Source organism: uncultured Lutibacter sp., from assembly GCF_947493565.1.
Classification (GTDB): Bacteria; Bacteroidota; Bacteroidia; order Flavobacteriales; family Flavobacteriaceae; genus Lutibacter; species Lutibacter aestuarii.
This window is the reverse complement of record NZ_CANLRG010000005.1, coordinates 117,051-133,554: the sequence shown is the minus strand read 5'-3', so window position 1 is coordinate 133,554 and position 16,504 is coordinate 117,051. Positions and strand designations below refer to the sequence as shown.

General features: G+C 28.6%; 17 protein-coding genes. 6 read left to right on the top strand and 11 right to left on the bottom strand.

Translation table 11 applies throughout. The features are described from left to right. The first annotated feature begins 23 nt into the window (after window positions 1–23). The 6 genes from Q0714_RS07650 to Q0714_RS07625 are packed head-to-tail and all read left to right on the top strand — an operon-like array spanning window position 24 to window position 5,463. Window positions 24–965, top strand: a complete 942-nt coding sequence (locus Q0714_RS07650) for a transporter (RefSeq protein ID WP_298263971.1) — start codon at window positions 24–26, stop codon at window positions 963–965. A 14-nt stretch (window positions 966–979) separates the two neighbouring features. Continuing rightward, window positions 980–2,098 (top strand): GTP cyclohydrolase, encoded by a 1,119-nt coding sequence (locus Q0714_RS07645; protein WP_298263970.1) that lies wholly within the window; start codon window positions 980–982, stop codon window positions 2,096–2,098. Further along, entirely contained in the window at window positions 2,099–2,806 is a 708-nt protein-coding gene (locus Q0714_RS07640) for a 16S rRNA (uracil(1498)-N(3))-methyltransferase (RefSeq protein WP_298263969.1), read from the top strand. A 4-nt stretch (window positions 2,807–2,810) separates the two neighbouring features. Next, complete coding sequence (locus tag Q0714_RS07635) at window positions 2,811–3,503, top strand: DUF4159 domain-containing protein (protein WP_298263967.1); 693 nt, start codon at window positions 2,811–2,813, stop codon at window positions 3,501–3,503. A 1-nt stretch (window position 3,504) separates the two neighbouring features. Further along, window positions 3,505–4,410 (top strand): bile acid:sodium symporter family protein, encoded by a 906-nt coding sequence (locus Q0714_RS07630; RefSeq protein ID WP_298263965.1) that lies wholly within the window; start codon window positions 3,505–3,507, stop codon window positions 4,408–4,410. 3 nt (window positions 4,411–4,413) lie between these two features. Continuing rightward, on the top strand, window positions 4,414–5,463 hold the full coding sequence (locus tag Q0714_RS07625; protein WP_298263963.1) for a 1-acyl-sn-glycerol-3-phosphate acyltransferase: 1,050 nt from the start codon (window positions 4,414–4,416) through the stop codon (window positions 5,461–5,463). Here Q0714_RS07625 and Q0714_RS07620 read toward each other — a convergent pair. The 11 genes from Q0714_RS07620 to Q0714_RS07570 all read right to left on the bottom strand — a co-directional run bounded on the left by Q0714_RS07620 (window position 5,447) and on the right by Q0714_RS07570 (window position 16,474). Beyond that, the gene (locus Q0714_RS07620; RefSeq protein WP_298263962.1) at window positions 5,447–8,374 is read right to left on the bottom strand and encodes a glycoside hydrolase family 3 N-terminal domain-containing protein; all 2,928 of its coding nucleotides are present in this window, start codon (window positions 8,372–8,374) and stop codon (window positions 5,447–5,449) included. The two genes, Q0714_RS07625 and Q0714_RS07620, sit on opposite strands and share 17 nt — an antisense overlap. An 18-nt stretch (window positions 8,375–8,392) precedes the next feature. Then, window positions 8,393–8,881, bottom strand: coding sequence for an ABC transporter ATPase (locus tag Q0714_RS07615; RefSeq protein WP_298263960.1), 489 nt, complete (start codon window positions 8,879–8,881; stop codon window positions 8,393–8,395). A gap of 1 nt (window position 8,882) precedes the next feature. Beyond that, entirely contained in the window at window positions 8,883–9,701 is an 819-nt protein-coding gene (locus Q0714_RS07610) for a 3'-5' exonuclease (protein ID WP_298263959.1), read from the bottom strand. A gap of 175 nt (window positions 9,702–9,876) precedes the next feature. After that, window positions 9,877–10,725 (bottom strand): PPK2 family polyphosphate kinase, encoded by an 849-nt coding sequence (locus Q0714_RS07605; RefSeq protein WP_298263958.1) that lies wholly within the window; start codon window positions 10,723–10,725, stop codon window positions 9,877–9,879. A 92-nt stretch (window positions 10,726–10,817) separates the two neighbouring features. After that, on the bottom strand, window positions 10,818–11,075 hold the full coding sequence (locus Q0714_RS07600) for a hypothetical protein (protein WP_298263956.1): 258 nt from the start codon (window positions 11,073–11,075) through the stop codon (window positions 10,818–10,820). Continuing rightward, window positions 11,056–11,370, bottom strand: coding sequence for a co-chaperone YbbN (locus Q0714_RS07595; RefSeq protein ID WP_298263955.1), 315 nt, complete (start codon window positions 11,368–11,370; stop codon window positions 11,056–11,058). The genes Q0714_RS07600 and Q0714_RS07595 overlap by 20 nt, the downstream gene beginning before the upstream one ends. Before the next feature lie 13 nt (window positions 11,371–11,383). Further along, complete coding sequence (locus Q0714_RS07590) at window positions 11,384–12,025, bottom strand: peroxiredoxin (RefSeq protein WP_298263953.1); 642 nt, start codon at window positions 12,023–12,025, stop codon at window positions 11,384–11,386. 141 nt (window positions 12,026–12,166) lie between these two features. After that, window positions 12,167–13,330, bottom strand: coding sequence for a sigma-54 dependent transcriptional regulator (locus tag Q0714_RS07585; protein WP_298263952.1), 1,164 nt, complete (start codon window positions 13,328–13,330; stop codon window positions 12,167–12,169). Between the two features lie 54 nt (window positions 13,331–13,384). Next, window positions 13,385–14,209 carry a mechanosensitive ion channel domain-containing protein gene (locus Q0714_RS07580; protein ID WP_298263951.1) on the bottom strand — a complete coding sequence of 275 codons (825 nt, stop codon included), beginning with the start codon at window positions 14,207–14,209 and terminating at the stop codon, window positions 13,385–13,387. Window positions 14,210–14,232: 23 nt separating this feature from the next. Further along, window positions 14,233–15,546, bottom strand: coding sequence for an ABC transporter permease (locus Q0714_RS07575; RefSeq protein WP_298263950.1), 1,314 nt, complete (start codon window positions 15,544–15,546; stop codon window positions 14,233–14,235). After that, a complete protein-coding gene (locus Q0714_RS07570; RefSeq protein ID WP_298263949.1) occupies window positions 15,539–16,474 on the bottom strand; it encodes an ABC transporter ATP-binding protein in 936 nt (311 codons plus the stop codon). The genes Q0714_RS07575 and Q0714_RS07570 overlap by 8 nt, the downstream gene beginning before the upstream one ends. Between the last annotated feature and the right edge of the window lie 30 nt (window positions 16,475–16,504).

The following is a 16,504-nucleotide window of genomic DNA, read 5'->3' as shown; positions in this document are numbered from 1 at the left end:
TTGACACATTAAACAACCTAACTATGAAAAGAGTTTTTCTACTTTTTGTTTTCTTTCACATTTTTCAAATTTCTAAAGCCCAATACACGGAAATTATCAACTCTAAAAGACCTGGTTTTTCTGAAAGTCCTTATGGGATAGGTACTGGTGTATATCAAGTAGAAAGTGGTTTATTTTTTAAAGACAGCAACCATAAAGCGCCATTAGCCAATACAAAATCATTTGGAGGTGAATTGTTTTTAAGATATGCTCGATTTTCTGAAAAGCTAGAGTTTAATGCCCATATCGCTTATCAAAAAGATGAATTTAATCATGAATTTGAATCTAATTTTAAAACTAATGGAATTAGCAAAATTACTATTGGTGGTAAGTACTTAATTTACCAACAAAATTATAAAGACAAGTCCAAAGAAATTAGAAGCTGGAAAAGGAAAATGGCTTTTGATAAAAAAAGATTGATTCCTTCTGTAGGTGTTTATGCTGGTGTAAATACTAATTTTATAGGCAAAGATTATAAAAGTGATGAAGGTATAAGTTTTAAAGGAGCTATATTATTACAAAACGATTTTACTGACCGTTTAGTACTACTTACCAATTTAATAGCTGATAAAATAAGTACTGAAGAGCAGTACTATTCATATATTGTAACTATGACTTACGCCATTAATGAAAGATGGTCTTATTTTATTGAAAACCAAGGAAATATTTATGAAGAACTTGCTCCTGAACAACAGTTCGGAACAGGAATCGCCTATCTTTTATCTCCTAACTTACAAATTGATGCCTCGGCTAGAACCAATTTTTTTGACAATTATTCTTATTTATATTTAACCGCTGGTTTTTCTTGGCGTTTAGATAGGCATCAAGATTCATTTATATACAAAAACCAACCTAAACAACCATCTAAAAAACGTTCTAAAAGAAAAGGTTTCTTTGGAAGATTATTTAGTAAAAAGCGCAATTAACTGACCTACAACTTATGATTACCATTAAAGAACTAACTTCAAAAAAGGAATTAAAATTATTTGTAAAATTTCCTTTTAAACTTTATAAAAACAATCCTTTTTGGGTACCTCCAATTATTAAAGAGGAGCTTGACTCTTTTGATAAAAACATCAATCCCGTTTTTAAACATGCAAAAGCTCGTTTTTTTATTGCACTAAAAAATAATGAAATTGTTGGACGTATAGCCGCTATCATTAATTATACAGAATTGAATGAACAAAACATAAAAAAAATGCGTTTTGGATGGTTTGATTTTATTGATGATCTTGAAGTTTCTAAAATGCTTTTAAAAAAAATTGAAGAAATTGGTATTCAACATCAACTAGAATTTATGGAAGGTCCTGTTGGTTTTTCAAATTTAGATAAAGTAGGTGTTCTTACAGAGGGGTTTGATCATATTGGAACTATGATTACTTGGTACAATTACCCTTATTACAAAGATCACTTTAAAAAATTAGGCTTTAACGTTGAAAAAGAATATTTAGAAAATAAATTTCCTTTTAAAAATGTGGTTAAAGAGCCTATCGAAAAAATTAGTACTATTTTAAAAAAAAGGTATCAGCTTACCTCTCTTAATTTTACAAAAACTAAGGATTTAATGCCTTATGTGGATAAAATGTTTGAATTATTTAACATTACCTATGCTGCTCTACCTTCATTTGTTCCTATTTCAACCATTGAAATTGAATATTTTAAAAAGAAATACATTTCATTTATCAATCCAGAATATATAAAATTTGTAGTTGATAAAGACCATAACATGATAGCATTTGCAATTACAATGCCTTCGTTTTCAAAAGCATTACAAAAGGCAAATGGTACATTATTTCCATTTGGAATATTTCATTTATTAAAAGCTAAAAAAGAAAGTAAAGATGTTATCTTTTATTTAATTGGAGTACATCCATCTTATCAAAATAAAGGAATTCATGCGTTGATTTTCAATGAGTATCAAAAAACATTTGAAGAAATGAATATCGAAAATTGTATTAGAACTCCAGAATTAGCTAGTAACAAAGCTATAGCTGCGGTATGGAAAAATTTCAACCCTATTACGTATAAAAAAAGATGTACTTATAAAAAAAACTTATAAATGCAATTATTCTACAATTCTCAAATAACTCAAAATACTTCTCAATTTACTTTTGATAAAACAGAAAGTAGGCATATAGTTAGGGTATTAAGAAAAAAAGAAGGTGATGCAATTTATATTACCAATGGATTAGGACAATTATTTTGTTCTAAAGTTTTAGTTGCAAACGACAAAAAATGTTTGGTTAAAATTTCAAAAATTGAAAATCACCCAAAACCTTGGAATTATTACTTACATATAGCTATTGCACCTACAAAATTAAACGATCGTTTTGAATGGTTTTTAGAAAAAGCTACAGAAATTGGTATAGATGAAATTACACCCATTATTTGTAAACATTCCGAAAGAAAAACCTTGAAGCTTGATCGAATGGAGAAAATTATTCAGTCAGCTGCTAAACAATCACTTAAATTTCATTTTCCAAAATTGAATGAGCCCATGAACTTTCAAAATTTTATTACCCAAAAGTTTGAAGGAGATTTGTTTATTGCACACTGTGAAGAAACCCAAAAAAAATCATTAAAATTAGTATTAAACCCTTCAACAAAAACTACCATACTAATAGGTCCTGAAGGAGATTTTTCAACCAAAGAAATTACTCAAAGTTTGGAACATAAATTTATTCCTGTATCTTTGGGAAAAAGCCGACTAAGAACAGAAACTGCAGGAGTTGTTGCCACTCATAGTGTTGCTTTTGTAAATGAATAACTAAATGATTTTACTTTCTAACAAACCTTATAAAAAGCAATTTTTAATACGCAAAATTTGGATTTGTAGCTTAATTCTTTTTTTACTAAATATCACTATAATACAAGCACAACAAATTGCAATTTTAAAATATAATGGTGGAGGCGATTGGTATGCAAATCCAACTGCACTTCCTAACTTAGTTGAATTTTGCAATGAAAACATTCACACTACCATTAAAAAAAACATAGAAACTGTTGAAATAAATAGCTTAGATTTATTTAACTATCCCATAATTTTTATGACAGGTCATGGAAATGTTATTTTTTCAGAAGTGGATGCCAAAAATTTAAGAAACTACTTAATTGCTGGTGGATTTTTACATATTTCTGACAATTATGGATTAGATAAATTTATAAGAACTGAAATTAAAAAAATATTTCCTACATTAGAATTTCAAGAAATACCCTATAATCACCCCATTTTTCATCAAACATTTAATTTTGAAAATGGAGTGCCTAAAATTCATGAGCACGACAATAAACCGCCTCAAGGATTTGGTTTATTTTATGAAGGAAGGTTGGTTTGTTTTTACGATTATGAAGCCGATTTAAGTGATGGTTGGGAAGACGAAGAAATTCATAATGATTCTTTTGAAATTCGTGAAAAAGCATTAAAAATGGGAGCTAATATTGTTGAATACGCCTTTAAAAACTAATATGGAAGAAAACTTAGATTCTCTCGAAATAAATTTTGATACCGAAGGCCTCTGGGTTTTAAATATTACCTTAGCAATTATTATGTTTGGCGTTGCTTTGGGAATTACAACTAATGACTTCAAAAGACTTTTTAGCAATCCTAAAATATTATTAACTGGAATTGTTTCTCAATTTTTATTACTTCCATTTGTTACATTTATTTTTATAAAATTGGTAAATCCTATGCCAAGTATAGCTTTAGGAATGATGATGGTAGCGGCCTGTCCGGGAGGAAATATTTCAAATTTTATGACTCAAATGGCTAAAGGAAATGCTGCTTTATCTGTTAGCTTAACTGCATTTGCCACGTTAGTTTCTCTGGTTATGACACCTTTTAACCTCTCCTTTTGGGGTAATTTATATGCGCCTACTGCCGAAATTTTACAAACCATTCAGTTAAGTCCTTGGCAGCTTGTTAAATTAGTTACACTTATTTTAGGAATCCCACTTATAATTGGAATGTGGGTGAGACGGCATAAAGCTGTTTTAGCGAATAAACTAGCCAAAATATTAAAACCCATTTCACTTATAATTTTTATGCTCTTTATTGTTATTGCATTTTATGACAATTTTGATATTTTTATTAATTATGTACATTACGTTTTACTATTGGTAATTGCACATAATATTTTAGCAATTTTAACAGGATTTTATTTTGCAAAAGCAATGAAACTTTCCTTTAAAAATCAAAAAACATTGGCTATTGAAACAGGTATTCAAAATTCTGGATTGGGACTGTTATTAATTTTTAGCTTTTTTCATGGCTTAGGAGGAATGGCTTTATTAGTTGCTTTTTGGGCTATTTGGGATATCTTTTCAGGATTATTATTAGCAAGTTATTGGTCTAAACAAAAAGTAAAATCATAAATTTTGAAGCATTTTTGGTATCACTTAATGAGAATTTATGTAAAAACAGGTTTGTTTTTTCTAATAAAAAAAATAACTGTACATGGTAGAGAAAATATTCCTAAAAAAGGAGCCATCATTTTTATTGGAAATCATCAAAACGCATTAATTGATGCCATATTAATACCTACAACTACTTCAAGAAATATTCATTTTTTAGCTAGAGCCAGTGCTTTTAAAAACAATTTAGCTAATAAAATTTTAAGGAGTTTAAATATGATTCCTGTTTACCGAATTAGAGATGGCGTACATCAAATGGGGAAAAATTTTGAGGTTTTTGAACAATGTATTGAAATCTTACAGCAAAAAAAGGCCATTCAAATTTTTCCTGAAGGCGAACATCATTTACAAAGAAAAGTGCTCCCTTTTAAAAAAGGATTCACAAGAATTATTGAAGGTGCACTAAAAAAATATCCAGAATTAGCTATTCAGATTATACCTGTTGGAATTAATTACGATTCTCATTTAAATTTTCCTTGTAGTACTTCCATATATTATGGGAAACCTATTTTAGCAAACCGTTTTTTTGACTTCAATAAAAAGACTTTAAATTATCATGATATCTTAAAATCTACTTCTGATGAATTAAAAAAATTAACATTGCACGTAAATAATGATTTGGAATATGAAACAACTATAAAAATTTTAGAAAATAACAATATTGATTACCTAAATCCTATAAAAGGAAATGAAATGATAAAAAATATCAAATTACTTTCTAAGGTTCAAAAAATAAAAACCAATCATATTAACTGGTTTTATCCATTACACCTGCTTGCAAAAATTAATAGTATTTTTCCATTGATTATATGGAAATATTTAAAGCAAAACATAAAAGAAGTTATATTTTCACATACATTTAGATTTGCAGTAATTACTACTTTATTTCCACTTTTTTATAGCCTTCAAGCGGTTGTAGTTTATTACTTTTTTAATTTTAGGTACGCACTCATTTATTTTACAATGAGTATAGTTTTGAGTTTAATTACTACCAAAACTAGTATTGTTCGTTAATTATAGCTTCTTGAATATATTGTTGAATTTCTGTTCTTATATTACTTTTAATTAATTTTTTATTTTCCATTGTAGGGTAAACTCTATTGGATAGAAATACATACACTATTTCCGTTTCAGGATCAGCCCAAGTATAAGTTCCTGTAAAGCCACTGTGTCCAAAGCTTTTATCTGAAACACAACCACAAGTTGCTTTTTCATTCTCTTTTATTTGAGGTTTATCAAACCCTAAACCTCTTCTAACTTCTTGTTTTTCAAAATAACGATGGTTAAATTTATCCATTGTACTAGGTAAAAAATATCTTTTTCCACCATAATATCCTTTTTGCAAATACATTTGCATAATTTTAGCAACATCGTTAGCATTTGAAAACAGCCCTGCATGACCTCCTATTCCATTTTGCATGGCTGCTCCCATATCGTGAACATAGCCATGCACTAATTGATAACGGTAATAGTCATCTATTTCAGTAGGCACAATGCTACTTTTTGGCAAGGTTGATAAAGGTAAATAAGTAGTTCTATTAGCTCCTAATGGTTTATAAAAGTGATTTTGAGTTAGTGCATTTAAATCTTTTTTATAATAATCTTCAATATATTGTTTAAAAATAAAAAAAGTTAAGTCACTGTATTTATAACCATTTCTTTCTCTTTGTTCTGCAGTTTTAACAATAAAATTTATAGAGTCTTTATAATCATTCCTTAAATACAGCTTGTCAGCAACTTTAATATTGTATCTACTCGACATTTTCTTTTGATAATATTCTTCCGATGGCTTTTTGGTTATACTGTCTAAAGTTTTATTATAAAATGGAATCCAAGCTTTTAATCTGGCAGTATGAGATAAAATTTCTTTAACTGTTAATGTATCTTTATTAGAATTTTTTAAACTTGGTAATAACTCACCTAGCTTAGTTTCTAGTTGAAAAACATGTTGTTCTTCTAACTCCATAATTAAAGGCAATGTTGCTAAAATTTTAGTCAATGAAGCAACATCATATATATCATAATTTTTAACTTTTTCTTTTTTTTCATTGGTGTGATATCCAAAACTTTTCCTATAAACAACTTTTCCTTTTCTAGCAACTAAAACTTGTAATCCAGGAGCCATTTGGTCTTTGATAACAATGTTGGCCATAGAATCAATTTTGTTTAATTTTTTACTACTTAAACCCACTTCTTCAGGAATAGAATAAGCTAAACGTTTTAAAGAAGTTGATTTTAAACCTTCTCCTTCAGCAAATGTATTATTTATAGAAACTGGTAATTTGCCCTTTGCTTCGAGTGCTCCAAAAATTATTTGAGCCGAGATTTCTTGAGAGAGTTCACTATTTTGGTAAGAAACTACTAATCCTTCAATATTTTCAAAGGTTTTTATTTGTAATAAACTATATGGGCTTGCAAAAATATTTAAAACTACTTTATTGGTTCTTGCAATTTCATATAACCAAACCAATTCTTTATTATTAAATTTATAATTTTTCCAAGGATTGGTATTGGATTTATGGTAACCTATAATTACCAAATTGTATGATTTTAATTTTGAAATTAATTCATCTAAATTGTCACTTGAAATCACATCAATATTGTCATAATTCCTTAGCATGGAAATAAAACTATCATTTTCTCCATCACCTAATTTTACATATGCAATTTTCTTTTTATCTAGTTCTTTAATTGGTAAAATAGCCTCCTTATTTTTTAGCAATGTAATTGAATGTTCGATTAATTTTCTATGTAATAATTCATTTTCAAAAGAATTTAAATCTGCTAGTAAATTCTGTGTTTCAATGGGTTTGTAGCTATTTAATCCTGCCCAATATTTTGTTTTTAGTATTTTTCTAACAGAGTAATCTAAACGTTCTTCTGTTAATTCACCTGTTTGCAATGCTTCTTTAAATCTAATAACTGTTTCAGGAATATTTAAAGGTACATCTAACACATCATTTCCTGCTAATATTGCAGCTAGATTAATTTCTTCAGAAGATGCAAAATTAGCTGAAGCTTTCATATTTAAGGCATCGGTAATAATTAAACCTTGGAAACCTAATTCATTTTTTAACAAACCTGTAACAATGTTTTTTGATAAAGAAGAAGGTAAACTGGTTGTTGGTTCTAAACTTGGAATGCTTAAATGGGCTACCATAACTCCTGCAATACCAGCTTCAAATGTTTTTTTATACGGTACTAACTCAATAGAGTCTAACCGTTCTTTTGCAAAATCAACTGTGGGTAATGTATGATGTGAGTCCGTAGCCGTATCACCATGACCTGGAAAATGTTTTGCGCTAGCAAGTACATGTTCGCTTTGAAGCCCTTTGGTAAAAGCTACCGATTTATTAGCTACATTTAAATAATTTTCTCCAAATGAGCGATTACCAATAATTGGATTTTCAGGATTCGTATTTACATCTACAACAGGAGCAAAATTCATATGAATTCCTAACCGCTTGCAATGCTTACCAACTTGAACTCCAAAGGCTGTAATTAACGAATTTTCATTTATTGCACCTAAAGTCATATTCCAAGGGAAACGATAGGTATCTTTTAACCTCATATTTAATCCCCATTCCCCATCAATACCTATAAGTAAGGGAATTTTAGACAACGCTTGATACTTATTTGTTAACTCAGCCTGTTTTATGGGATCATCTTGAAAAAAAATCAATGAACCTATATGGTACTTTTCTATTAAATTAGCTATAAATTTTTCATGATTTTTATCTTTATTAGAATACGCAGCTACCATAAATAACTGACCAATTTTTTCATCAAGTGTCATACTACTTAACATAGTATCTACCCACTTTTGTTGTGCTAAAGTGTCTTTAGTAATTAATGGATCTTTAATTTGAGCATTCAAATAAAGAGCATTACAAACTACTACTATAAATAGTATTCTTTTGAACATTCTATAAGTGGATTTTTATTATTTTACTAAAAATCGTTGGTGCCAACTATTATTTGCAGTGACTTCCCAATTATTTTCAAATTCAGATTTAGTGGCTACCATATTATTAAAAACTACCGTATCTACTGTAATTTTTTGTTCTTTGGCGTATTTTTGAAAATCAGCTAATTTAACTACATTAATATTATTACCATCTTTAAATGAAATGTTTAACTTGTTAGTTAAATCCATATTTAGTGTATTTTCAAGTTGTTTTATTAAATTTACTGAAGCATCAATTGAGCAACCTGAAACATTGTTAAAACTTTCATCTACAGCCAAAACAATAAATTGGTTATATTTTATTTGAAATGAAGCTTTTAAATCTTCACCATGTCGTTGCCAAGTGGCAACAAAGTTCTTAATTTTTTCACTAATTTCTTCTACTTCATTAGTTGAAAATTCTCTATCAGCTTGATAAATCCAAACCCTTGAATCATCTTTTAAACTTTCAAAATCAACAAACATTTTATATTTTTTTATTAAATTTATTTTGTAAATCTTCTAAGGTATTTACTTTCTTTTTTGGAAATAAATTTTCTTTTAACTCTGCCAAAACCTTTTTGGTGTATAATGGAAAATCTGCATTTTGAATCCAACTAAAATACCCTGGATTTTCTTTTAAAACTTCAGCAACAGTTCTTCCTTTATACTTTCCAAAGGTAAACATTTCTTTTTCATCTTCGTTATACATAATAAAACCAGCAAAATCGGCTCTTTTATTAAATGTTGAATATTCATTTAAAAATTTAACATCATTTTTTAAATCTGAATATTTATCTAATTGTGCTTTTAAAATTTCGTAAGTTGCATTGGTATCTGCTTCAGCTGAATGTGCATTTTTCAAACTTTTACCACAATAAAAATTATAGGCAGCACTTAGTGTTCTTTCTTCTTTTTTATGATAAATTACTTGTACATCAATTGCTACTCTTCCCTTCATATCAAAATCTACATTGGCACGTATCATTTCTTCTGCCAATAAAGGTATATCAAAACGATTGGAATTAAACCCTGCCAAATCACAGCCTTTTATCATTTCATTAACTAAAGGTGCAAGTTCGTTAAAAGTTGGTTCATTTAACACTTGTTCATTGGTTATGCCATGTATATCTGAAGCTTCTTTTGGGATTTCAATTACAGGATTTACTAGCCAAGTTTTACTTTCTTTGTTTCCGTTTGGGAACACTTTTAAAATAGATATTTCTACAATTCTATCTGTTGCTATATTGACTCCTGTTGTTTCTAAATCGAAAAAAATGATTGGCTTTTTTAATTTTAATTCCATAGTTTTTTATAAAAATTGAAGTGTAAAGATACAATTTGTAATTTACGATTTTGACTTAAATGAAGTTGTTTTTGTTAAAATTTAAATAAAAAACAATTCTATAGAAAGAAATAAATTATAAAATCATTCATAGTAATAAACAAACATTACTAACATCAAAATTAAAAAGCTTAAACTACTCTAACTCAAGTTCTTTTTTATAGTTTTCAATTTCAACTTTATATTTTGCTGGTAATTCAGGTTCTTTAAAATTATGTTGCTTTAAGGTATTTAAAATAATTTGAGCAACTAGCAGTCTTGCTGTAGGCTTATCATCTGCAGGTATCACATACCATGGCGCATGCTTTTTTGAAGTTTTGTTCAATAATTCTTCATAACAAAACTGGTATTTATCCCATAATTTGCGTTCCTTTAAATCTCCTGGAGAAAATTTCCAGTTTTTTTCTTTTAAACGCAACCTTCTTAAAAGTCTATTTTTTTGTTCTTCTTTAGATAAGTTTAAAAAGAATTTTAAAATGATTGTACCATTAGCTGCCACATGCTCTTCAAAGTTGTTGATTTCTTCCATTCTTTTATGATAAAAACTGTCCTCTAAATCCGTTATTCTTTTTACAGAAGGAATCTTTTCTCCAAGAATATATTCTGGATGTACACGAGTAACCAATACATTTTCGTAATGTGTTCTATTAAAAACACCTATTTTACCACGTTCGGGTAAAGCAATGTAATGACGCCATAAATAATCATGTTTTAGTTCTCTTTCAGTAGGTACTTTAAAACTATGAACTACTACACCTCTAGCATTTACGTCTTTAAAAACTTCGCGTATTAAACTATCTTTTCCAGAAGTATCCATACCCTGTAAACATATTAAAACTGCGTGTTTACCCTCTGCATACATGGTATCTTGTAGCTTGCTAATTTCTTTTCTTATTTTTTTAAGTTCTTTTTTAGCTTTGTCAATAACCTCTTTAGTTTCAGTTTTTTTTAATTGAATGGAGCTCTTTACTAGATAATTATTCATAAGTTTTATTTTTTTATAAATATAATTGACACAAACAAAAAATCCCGAATAAATCGGGATTTTTTAATTTTTAGTTAGTAGTAATTTCTTTATTAAGTATCAATAGAACCTAAAACACGTTTCATAAAAGTATTTAAAGCTTCTTTTTTTGGTGTTCCTTCTTTTACCATTTTATCAACTTCAAGAGCGCCATATAAATTAGAAATTAACTCACCTATAACATCTAATTCTTCATCTTTTAAAGAAGAAACTTCTGTCAACGCTTCTAACGTCTCTATAGTTTCTACAATATAATCTTCATCGTTTTCTTCAATAAAACTTATTAAATGTTTAATTATTGGTAACTTCATCTACTAAATTTTTTAATACATCAAACTTATTTGTTTGCACTTGATTTACAAAAGTTCCATTTGTAAAAGTTGCAAAAGTTGGTAAATTATCAACATTGGCTAACTTTCTTGAATTTGGAAATTTTTCGGCATCTGCAATTACAAATACTGCATGGGTATTTTCAGAAGCTAATTTTTTAAATTTAGGCTTCATTATTCTACAGTTTCCACACCAAGTTGCTGCATATTGCACAACCACTGTTGTATTATCGGCAACAAGTTGTTCTAAGTTATCTTGTGTTAATTCTTGATACATCGATAGTTTATTTTTAATGTGAAGCTAAATATTCTGCAGTTCCTTGTCTGTTAGCCTTCATTGCATCTTTTCCTTCTTCCCAATTAGCTGGACAAACTTCACCTTTTTCTTGTACATGAGTGTAGGCATCAATTAAACGTAAAAATTCCTTTACATTTCTACCTAAAGGCATATGATTAATTCCTTCATGAAAAACAGTTCCTTCTTCATCAATTAAATAAGTCGCTCGGTAAGTTACATTATCTCCTTCAACTTGAATTGTTCCAGTTTCTTCATCATAGGTTTCATTAAAAATATCTAAAATACCTAATCTACTTGCTAAATTTCGGTTACTATCTGCTAAAATAGGGTAAGTAACTCCTTCAATACCTCCATTATCTTTTGAAGTATTTAACCAAGCAAAATGAACTTCAGGTGTATCACATGAAGCACCTATTACAATGGTATTTCTTTTTTCAAATTCATTTAAAGCTTCTTGAAATGCGTGTAATTCTGTAGGACAAACAAAAGTAAAGTCTTTTGGGTACCAAAAAAGCAATACTTTCTTTTTATTGTTCACTGCTTCTTCTAAAATGTTTAATTTAAATGTATCTCCCATTTCATTCATTGCATCTACATTTAAATCTGGAAATTTTTTACCTACTTGTGTTGCCATAATTAATATCTTTTTATTGTTTATATTTTTTATTTAGGACAAATTTAAGCGAGTATTTTAAAGATATTCCTAAATTTTTATCCTTATTTTTTATTCCAATATAAACTTTTCTTATACCTTGAAAATTGGCATCAATATTTATTATTTACTTGCAAAGAGTTTTACATCGAGTTCAGAAACCTCTTTTTCTCCTAAAATTATCAATCTTTCCACTACATTTCTAAGTTCTCTAATATTGCCTGTCCAATCATATTCTTGCAATAATTTTATTGCTGAAGCTGAAAAAGTTTTAGCTGTTGTTCCATGTTCTTGGGCAATTTGTTCTGCAAAAAATTGTATTAAAAGCGGAATATCTTCTCTTCTATCGTTTAATGCAGGTACATTAATTAAAATTACCGCAAGTCTATGGTATAAATCTTCTCTAAACTTTCCTTCTGCTATTTCTTTTTGTAAATCTTTATTTGTAGCTGCTATTACACGAACATTTACTTTAATATCTTTATCGCTTCCAACTCTAGAAATTTTATTTTCTTGTAACGCTCTCAATACTTTAGCCTGAGCAGACAAACTCATATCTCCTATTTCATCTAAAAAAATAGTTCCTCCATTGGCAGCCTCAAATTTTCCAGCTCTATCTTTATTTGCACCTGTAAACGAACCTTTTACGTGTCCAAAAAGTTCACTTTCAATTAATTCTGACGGAATAGCTGCACAATTAACCTCCACCATAGGAGCTTTAGTTCTATCACTTTTTTCATGTAACCAATGCGCAACTAATTCTTTTCCTGTTCCGTTAGGTCCAGTAATTAATACACGTGCATCGGTAGGCGCTACTTTTTCTATCATGTTTTTGATATGAGTAATTCCTTCACTTTCACCAATCATATCGTATTTTTTACTCACTTTTTTCTTTAAAAGCTTGTTTTCTACTACCAATTCTTTTCTATCAAGCGCATTTCTAACAGTATTTAATAAACGATTTAAATCTGGTGGTTTAGAAATATAATCAAAAGCTCCTAAACGCATGGTATTTACAGCTGTATCTAGATCTCCATGACCTGAAATCATTACAATTGGAATTTCAGGTTTTAGACTTTTTACTTTTTCAAGCACCTCAACACCATCCATTTTAGGCATTTTAATGTCACATAAAACAAGGTCAAAATCAGATTTTGAAATCATTTCAATTCCTTTTAAACCGTCTTCAGCTTCTTCAACTTCGTAGGTTTCGTTTTCTTCTGAAATTATTTTTTTTAATACTCTGCGGATTGCAGCTTCGTCTTCAATAATTAATATTTTAGGCATGTAATTTAATTTTAAGTAGAAATTGCAAATATTAAGCCAATTTTTGTTTTACAATTATTTTTGAAATAGGTGAACATCTCTTTGTGGAAATGGTATTGATATATTATGTTCTCTAAACAATTTATCAATCTCAAAACGAATATCACTTTTAGGCATTGCTGCTTCAAAACTATTATTTAAAGTAAATACCAATTTAAAATCTAGAGAACTATCACCAAAATTTAAAAAAAACACTGTTGGTTCAGGTTGTTTTAAAACTAATGGATGTGAGTTTGCCGCTTGTAATAATAATTTTTTCACCAATTGAACATCACTCCCATAAGCTACGCCTACAAATACATGTTCTCGTGTTTCTGAGCCATTTTCTGTCCAATTATACAAACTATTTGTTAAATATAAATGGTTAGGAATTATCAAAACTTTATTATCAATAGTCACAGCTCTAGTTGTTCGTAATTTAATATTTTCAACACGTCCAATTTTACCATCTAATTCTATAATATCTCCAACATGCACCGACTGATCTACTAAGATAAATATACCTGAAATAATATCTTGAAATAACGTTTGTAATGCCAAACCAACACCAACTAGTAAAGCTGCAGAGGCAGCAAAAATTGCTGTTACATTAATACCAATATTGTGAAATGTCATTAAAATAATTATCACATAAATAAACCATTTGCTATATGAAAACAAGGATACAAATTTTACTTTGTCATCATCTGGTAGTTTTCTTGTAATTAATTTTCTAATTAATTTTAACACAAGTGAGGTTACAATTAATGCAACAATAACTATAATAATTGCTTTAACTGAAATATGAACATCTTTACTAAATGTAAATTCATAGTTTAAAATTTCAAGTAACTTCTTCATTTAAAAAAATTTAAATTAAAAAATTAATATCTCAACCACTTATATAAATCTTTATAAGTAGGTTTTTTTCCATACATTAAAATTCCCACTCTATATATTTTTGCTGCAAACCAAACAATTAAAATAAAAGTTCCTATCAGCAATATCATAGATGTTAAAATTTGCCACCATGGTACCCCAAAAGGAATTCTCATTAACATTACAATTGGCGATGTTAATGGAAATAATGAAAACCCTAAAGCTATTGGTCCATGTGGATTTTCTATTACAGAGAAACCAACATAAATTGCAATAATTAATGGAAGCATTACTGGCATCATAAATTGTTGCGTATCGGTTTCACTATCAACTGCCGCTCCAATGGCTGCATAAATAGAGCTATAAATTAAATAACCTCCAATAAAATATACTATAAACGAAAAAAATATGGTTAAAATTGGTAAGTTTTTAACCTCCAAAAATGCTAACTGCAATTCACTCATTGCTGTTTCTTGAACTTGTTGTACCATTTCTGGATTCATTTGTCCCATAGCTGAACTAGAACTTGCTGACTCTAAACCAAAAACAGAGGCTATAACAAACATTAAAAACCCTGCAGAAACCATCCATATAATAAATTGTAAAACTCCTGCTAAAGCATTTCCTAATATTTTGCCCAGCATTAATTGAAATGGTTTTACTGAAGAAATAATTACCTCAATAATTCTACTGGTTTTTTCTTCAATTACACTTCGCATAACTGAAGTGCCATAAATAATAATAAACATGAATATTAAATATCCAAATCCGCCACCGGTTATCATTTTTAAAATGCTTCCTATTTTTGAAGATTTTTCTCCTGAAAAATTTTCGGAAGTAATTTCTACATCTGTTTCAGCGCTTTTAACTTGGTTAATATCTATGTTTAATTGTTCAATTTTTAAATCTCTAATTTTTTTTTCAAGTTTATTTTCAATAGCACTTATTAAGTTTAAACTTGGAGAATCTTCAGAATAGAATAAAATACCTTTGGAAAGGTTTTCTAACGTATCACTTTTAGGAATATAAAGTATTCCGTAATAAGAGTTTTCTGTTTGCTTTCTTGCTTCTTCTAATCCAATAGCTGTTAAATCAACATATTTTGTTTTATCAGTATCTTTAAAAACTGCGGTTAGTAATTGTGAGTCATCAACAAAAGCAACGGTACGTATTTCTTCACTATTTTTTTGATTTAAAAAAATAATTAACATAAAAAGTCCAACCATTAAAAGCGGGCTCAAAATAGTCATTACAATAAATGATTTGTTTTTAACCTTTGCTAAAAACTCTCTTTTAATTATTAATTTTAACTTATTCATTATCGCCAACTGCTTTTATAAATATATCGTTTGTACTTGGAATTATTTCTGTAAAATGATTGATTTGAGCTTTATCATTTAAAAAATTAATCAAATCTGTAGAAGTTTCACTGTTCTTCAAACTAACAATTAACCTTAAATCATTGTAAAAAGATTTAGTAGCTGCTGTTTCAACATTAAAGTGTTCTTTTACTTGATTTAATAATACTTCTTTAGTGTTTTTATTACTTAAAAGTCCCACTTCAAACTGATTGGTTCTATATTGCTTTTTGATATCAATTAATTTTCCATCTAATATTTTATTCGACTTATTAATCAATGCAATATTATCGCATAATTCTTCAACAGACTCCATTCTATGTGTTGAAAATATGATGCTCGCACCTTCATCTCTTAATTTTAAAATTTCATCTTTAATTAAATTAGCATTTATAGGGTCGAAACCACTAAAAGGCTCATCAAAAATCAACAATTTTGGTGAGTGCAAAACAGTTACAATAAATTGAACCTTTTGTGCCATTCCTTTTGAAAGTTCTTGAATTTTTTTATCCCACCAATTGGAAATATCAAATTTTTCAAACCATAATTGCAATTTCTTTTTTGCTTCAGATTTGCTTAATCCTTTTAATTGTGCCAAGTATAAAGCCTGCTCACCAACTTTCATGCTTTTATATAAGCCTCTTTCTTCAGGTAAGTAGCCTATTTGATGTACGTGTTGAGGTTGCAATTTTTCACCTCCTAAATAAATAGTTCCACTATCTGGCAAAGTAATTTGATTGATAATTCTAATTAAGGATGTTTTACCAGCACCATTTGGTCCCAATAGCCCAAATACACTACCCTTTGGTACTGAGATAGAAACGTTGTTTAATGCAGTAAAATTCCCATAATTTTTACTTACATTTTCAACCGTTAATACATTTTCCATTCTAAATTTTTTGTTTTTCGAAACGAAAAT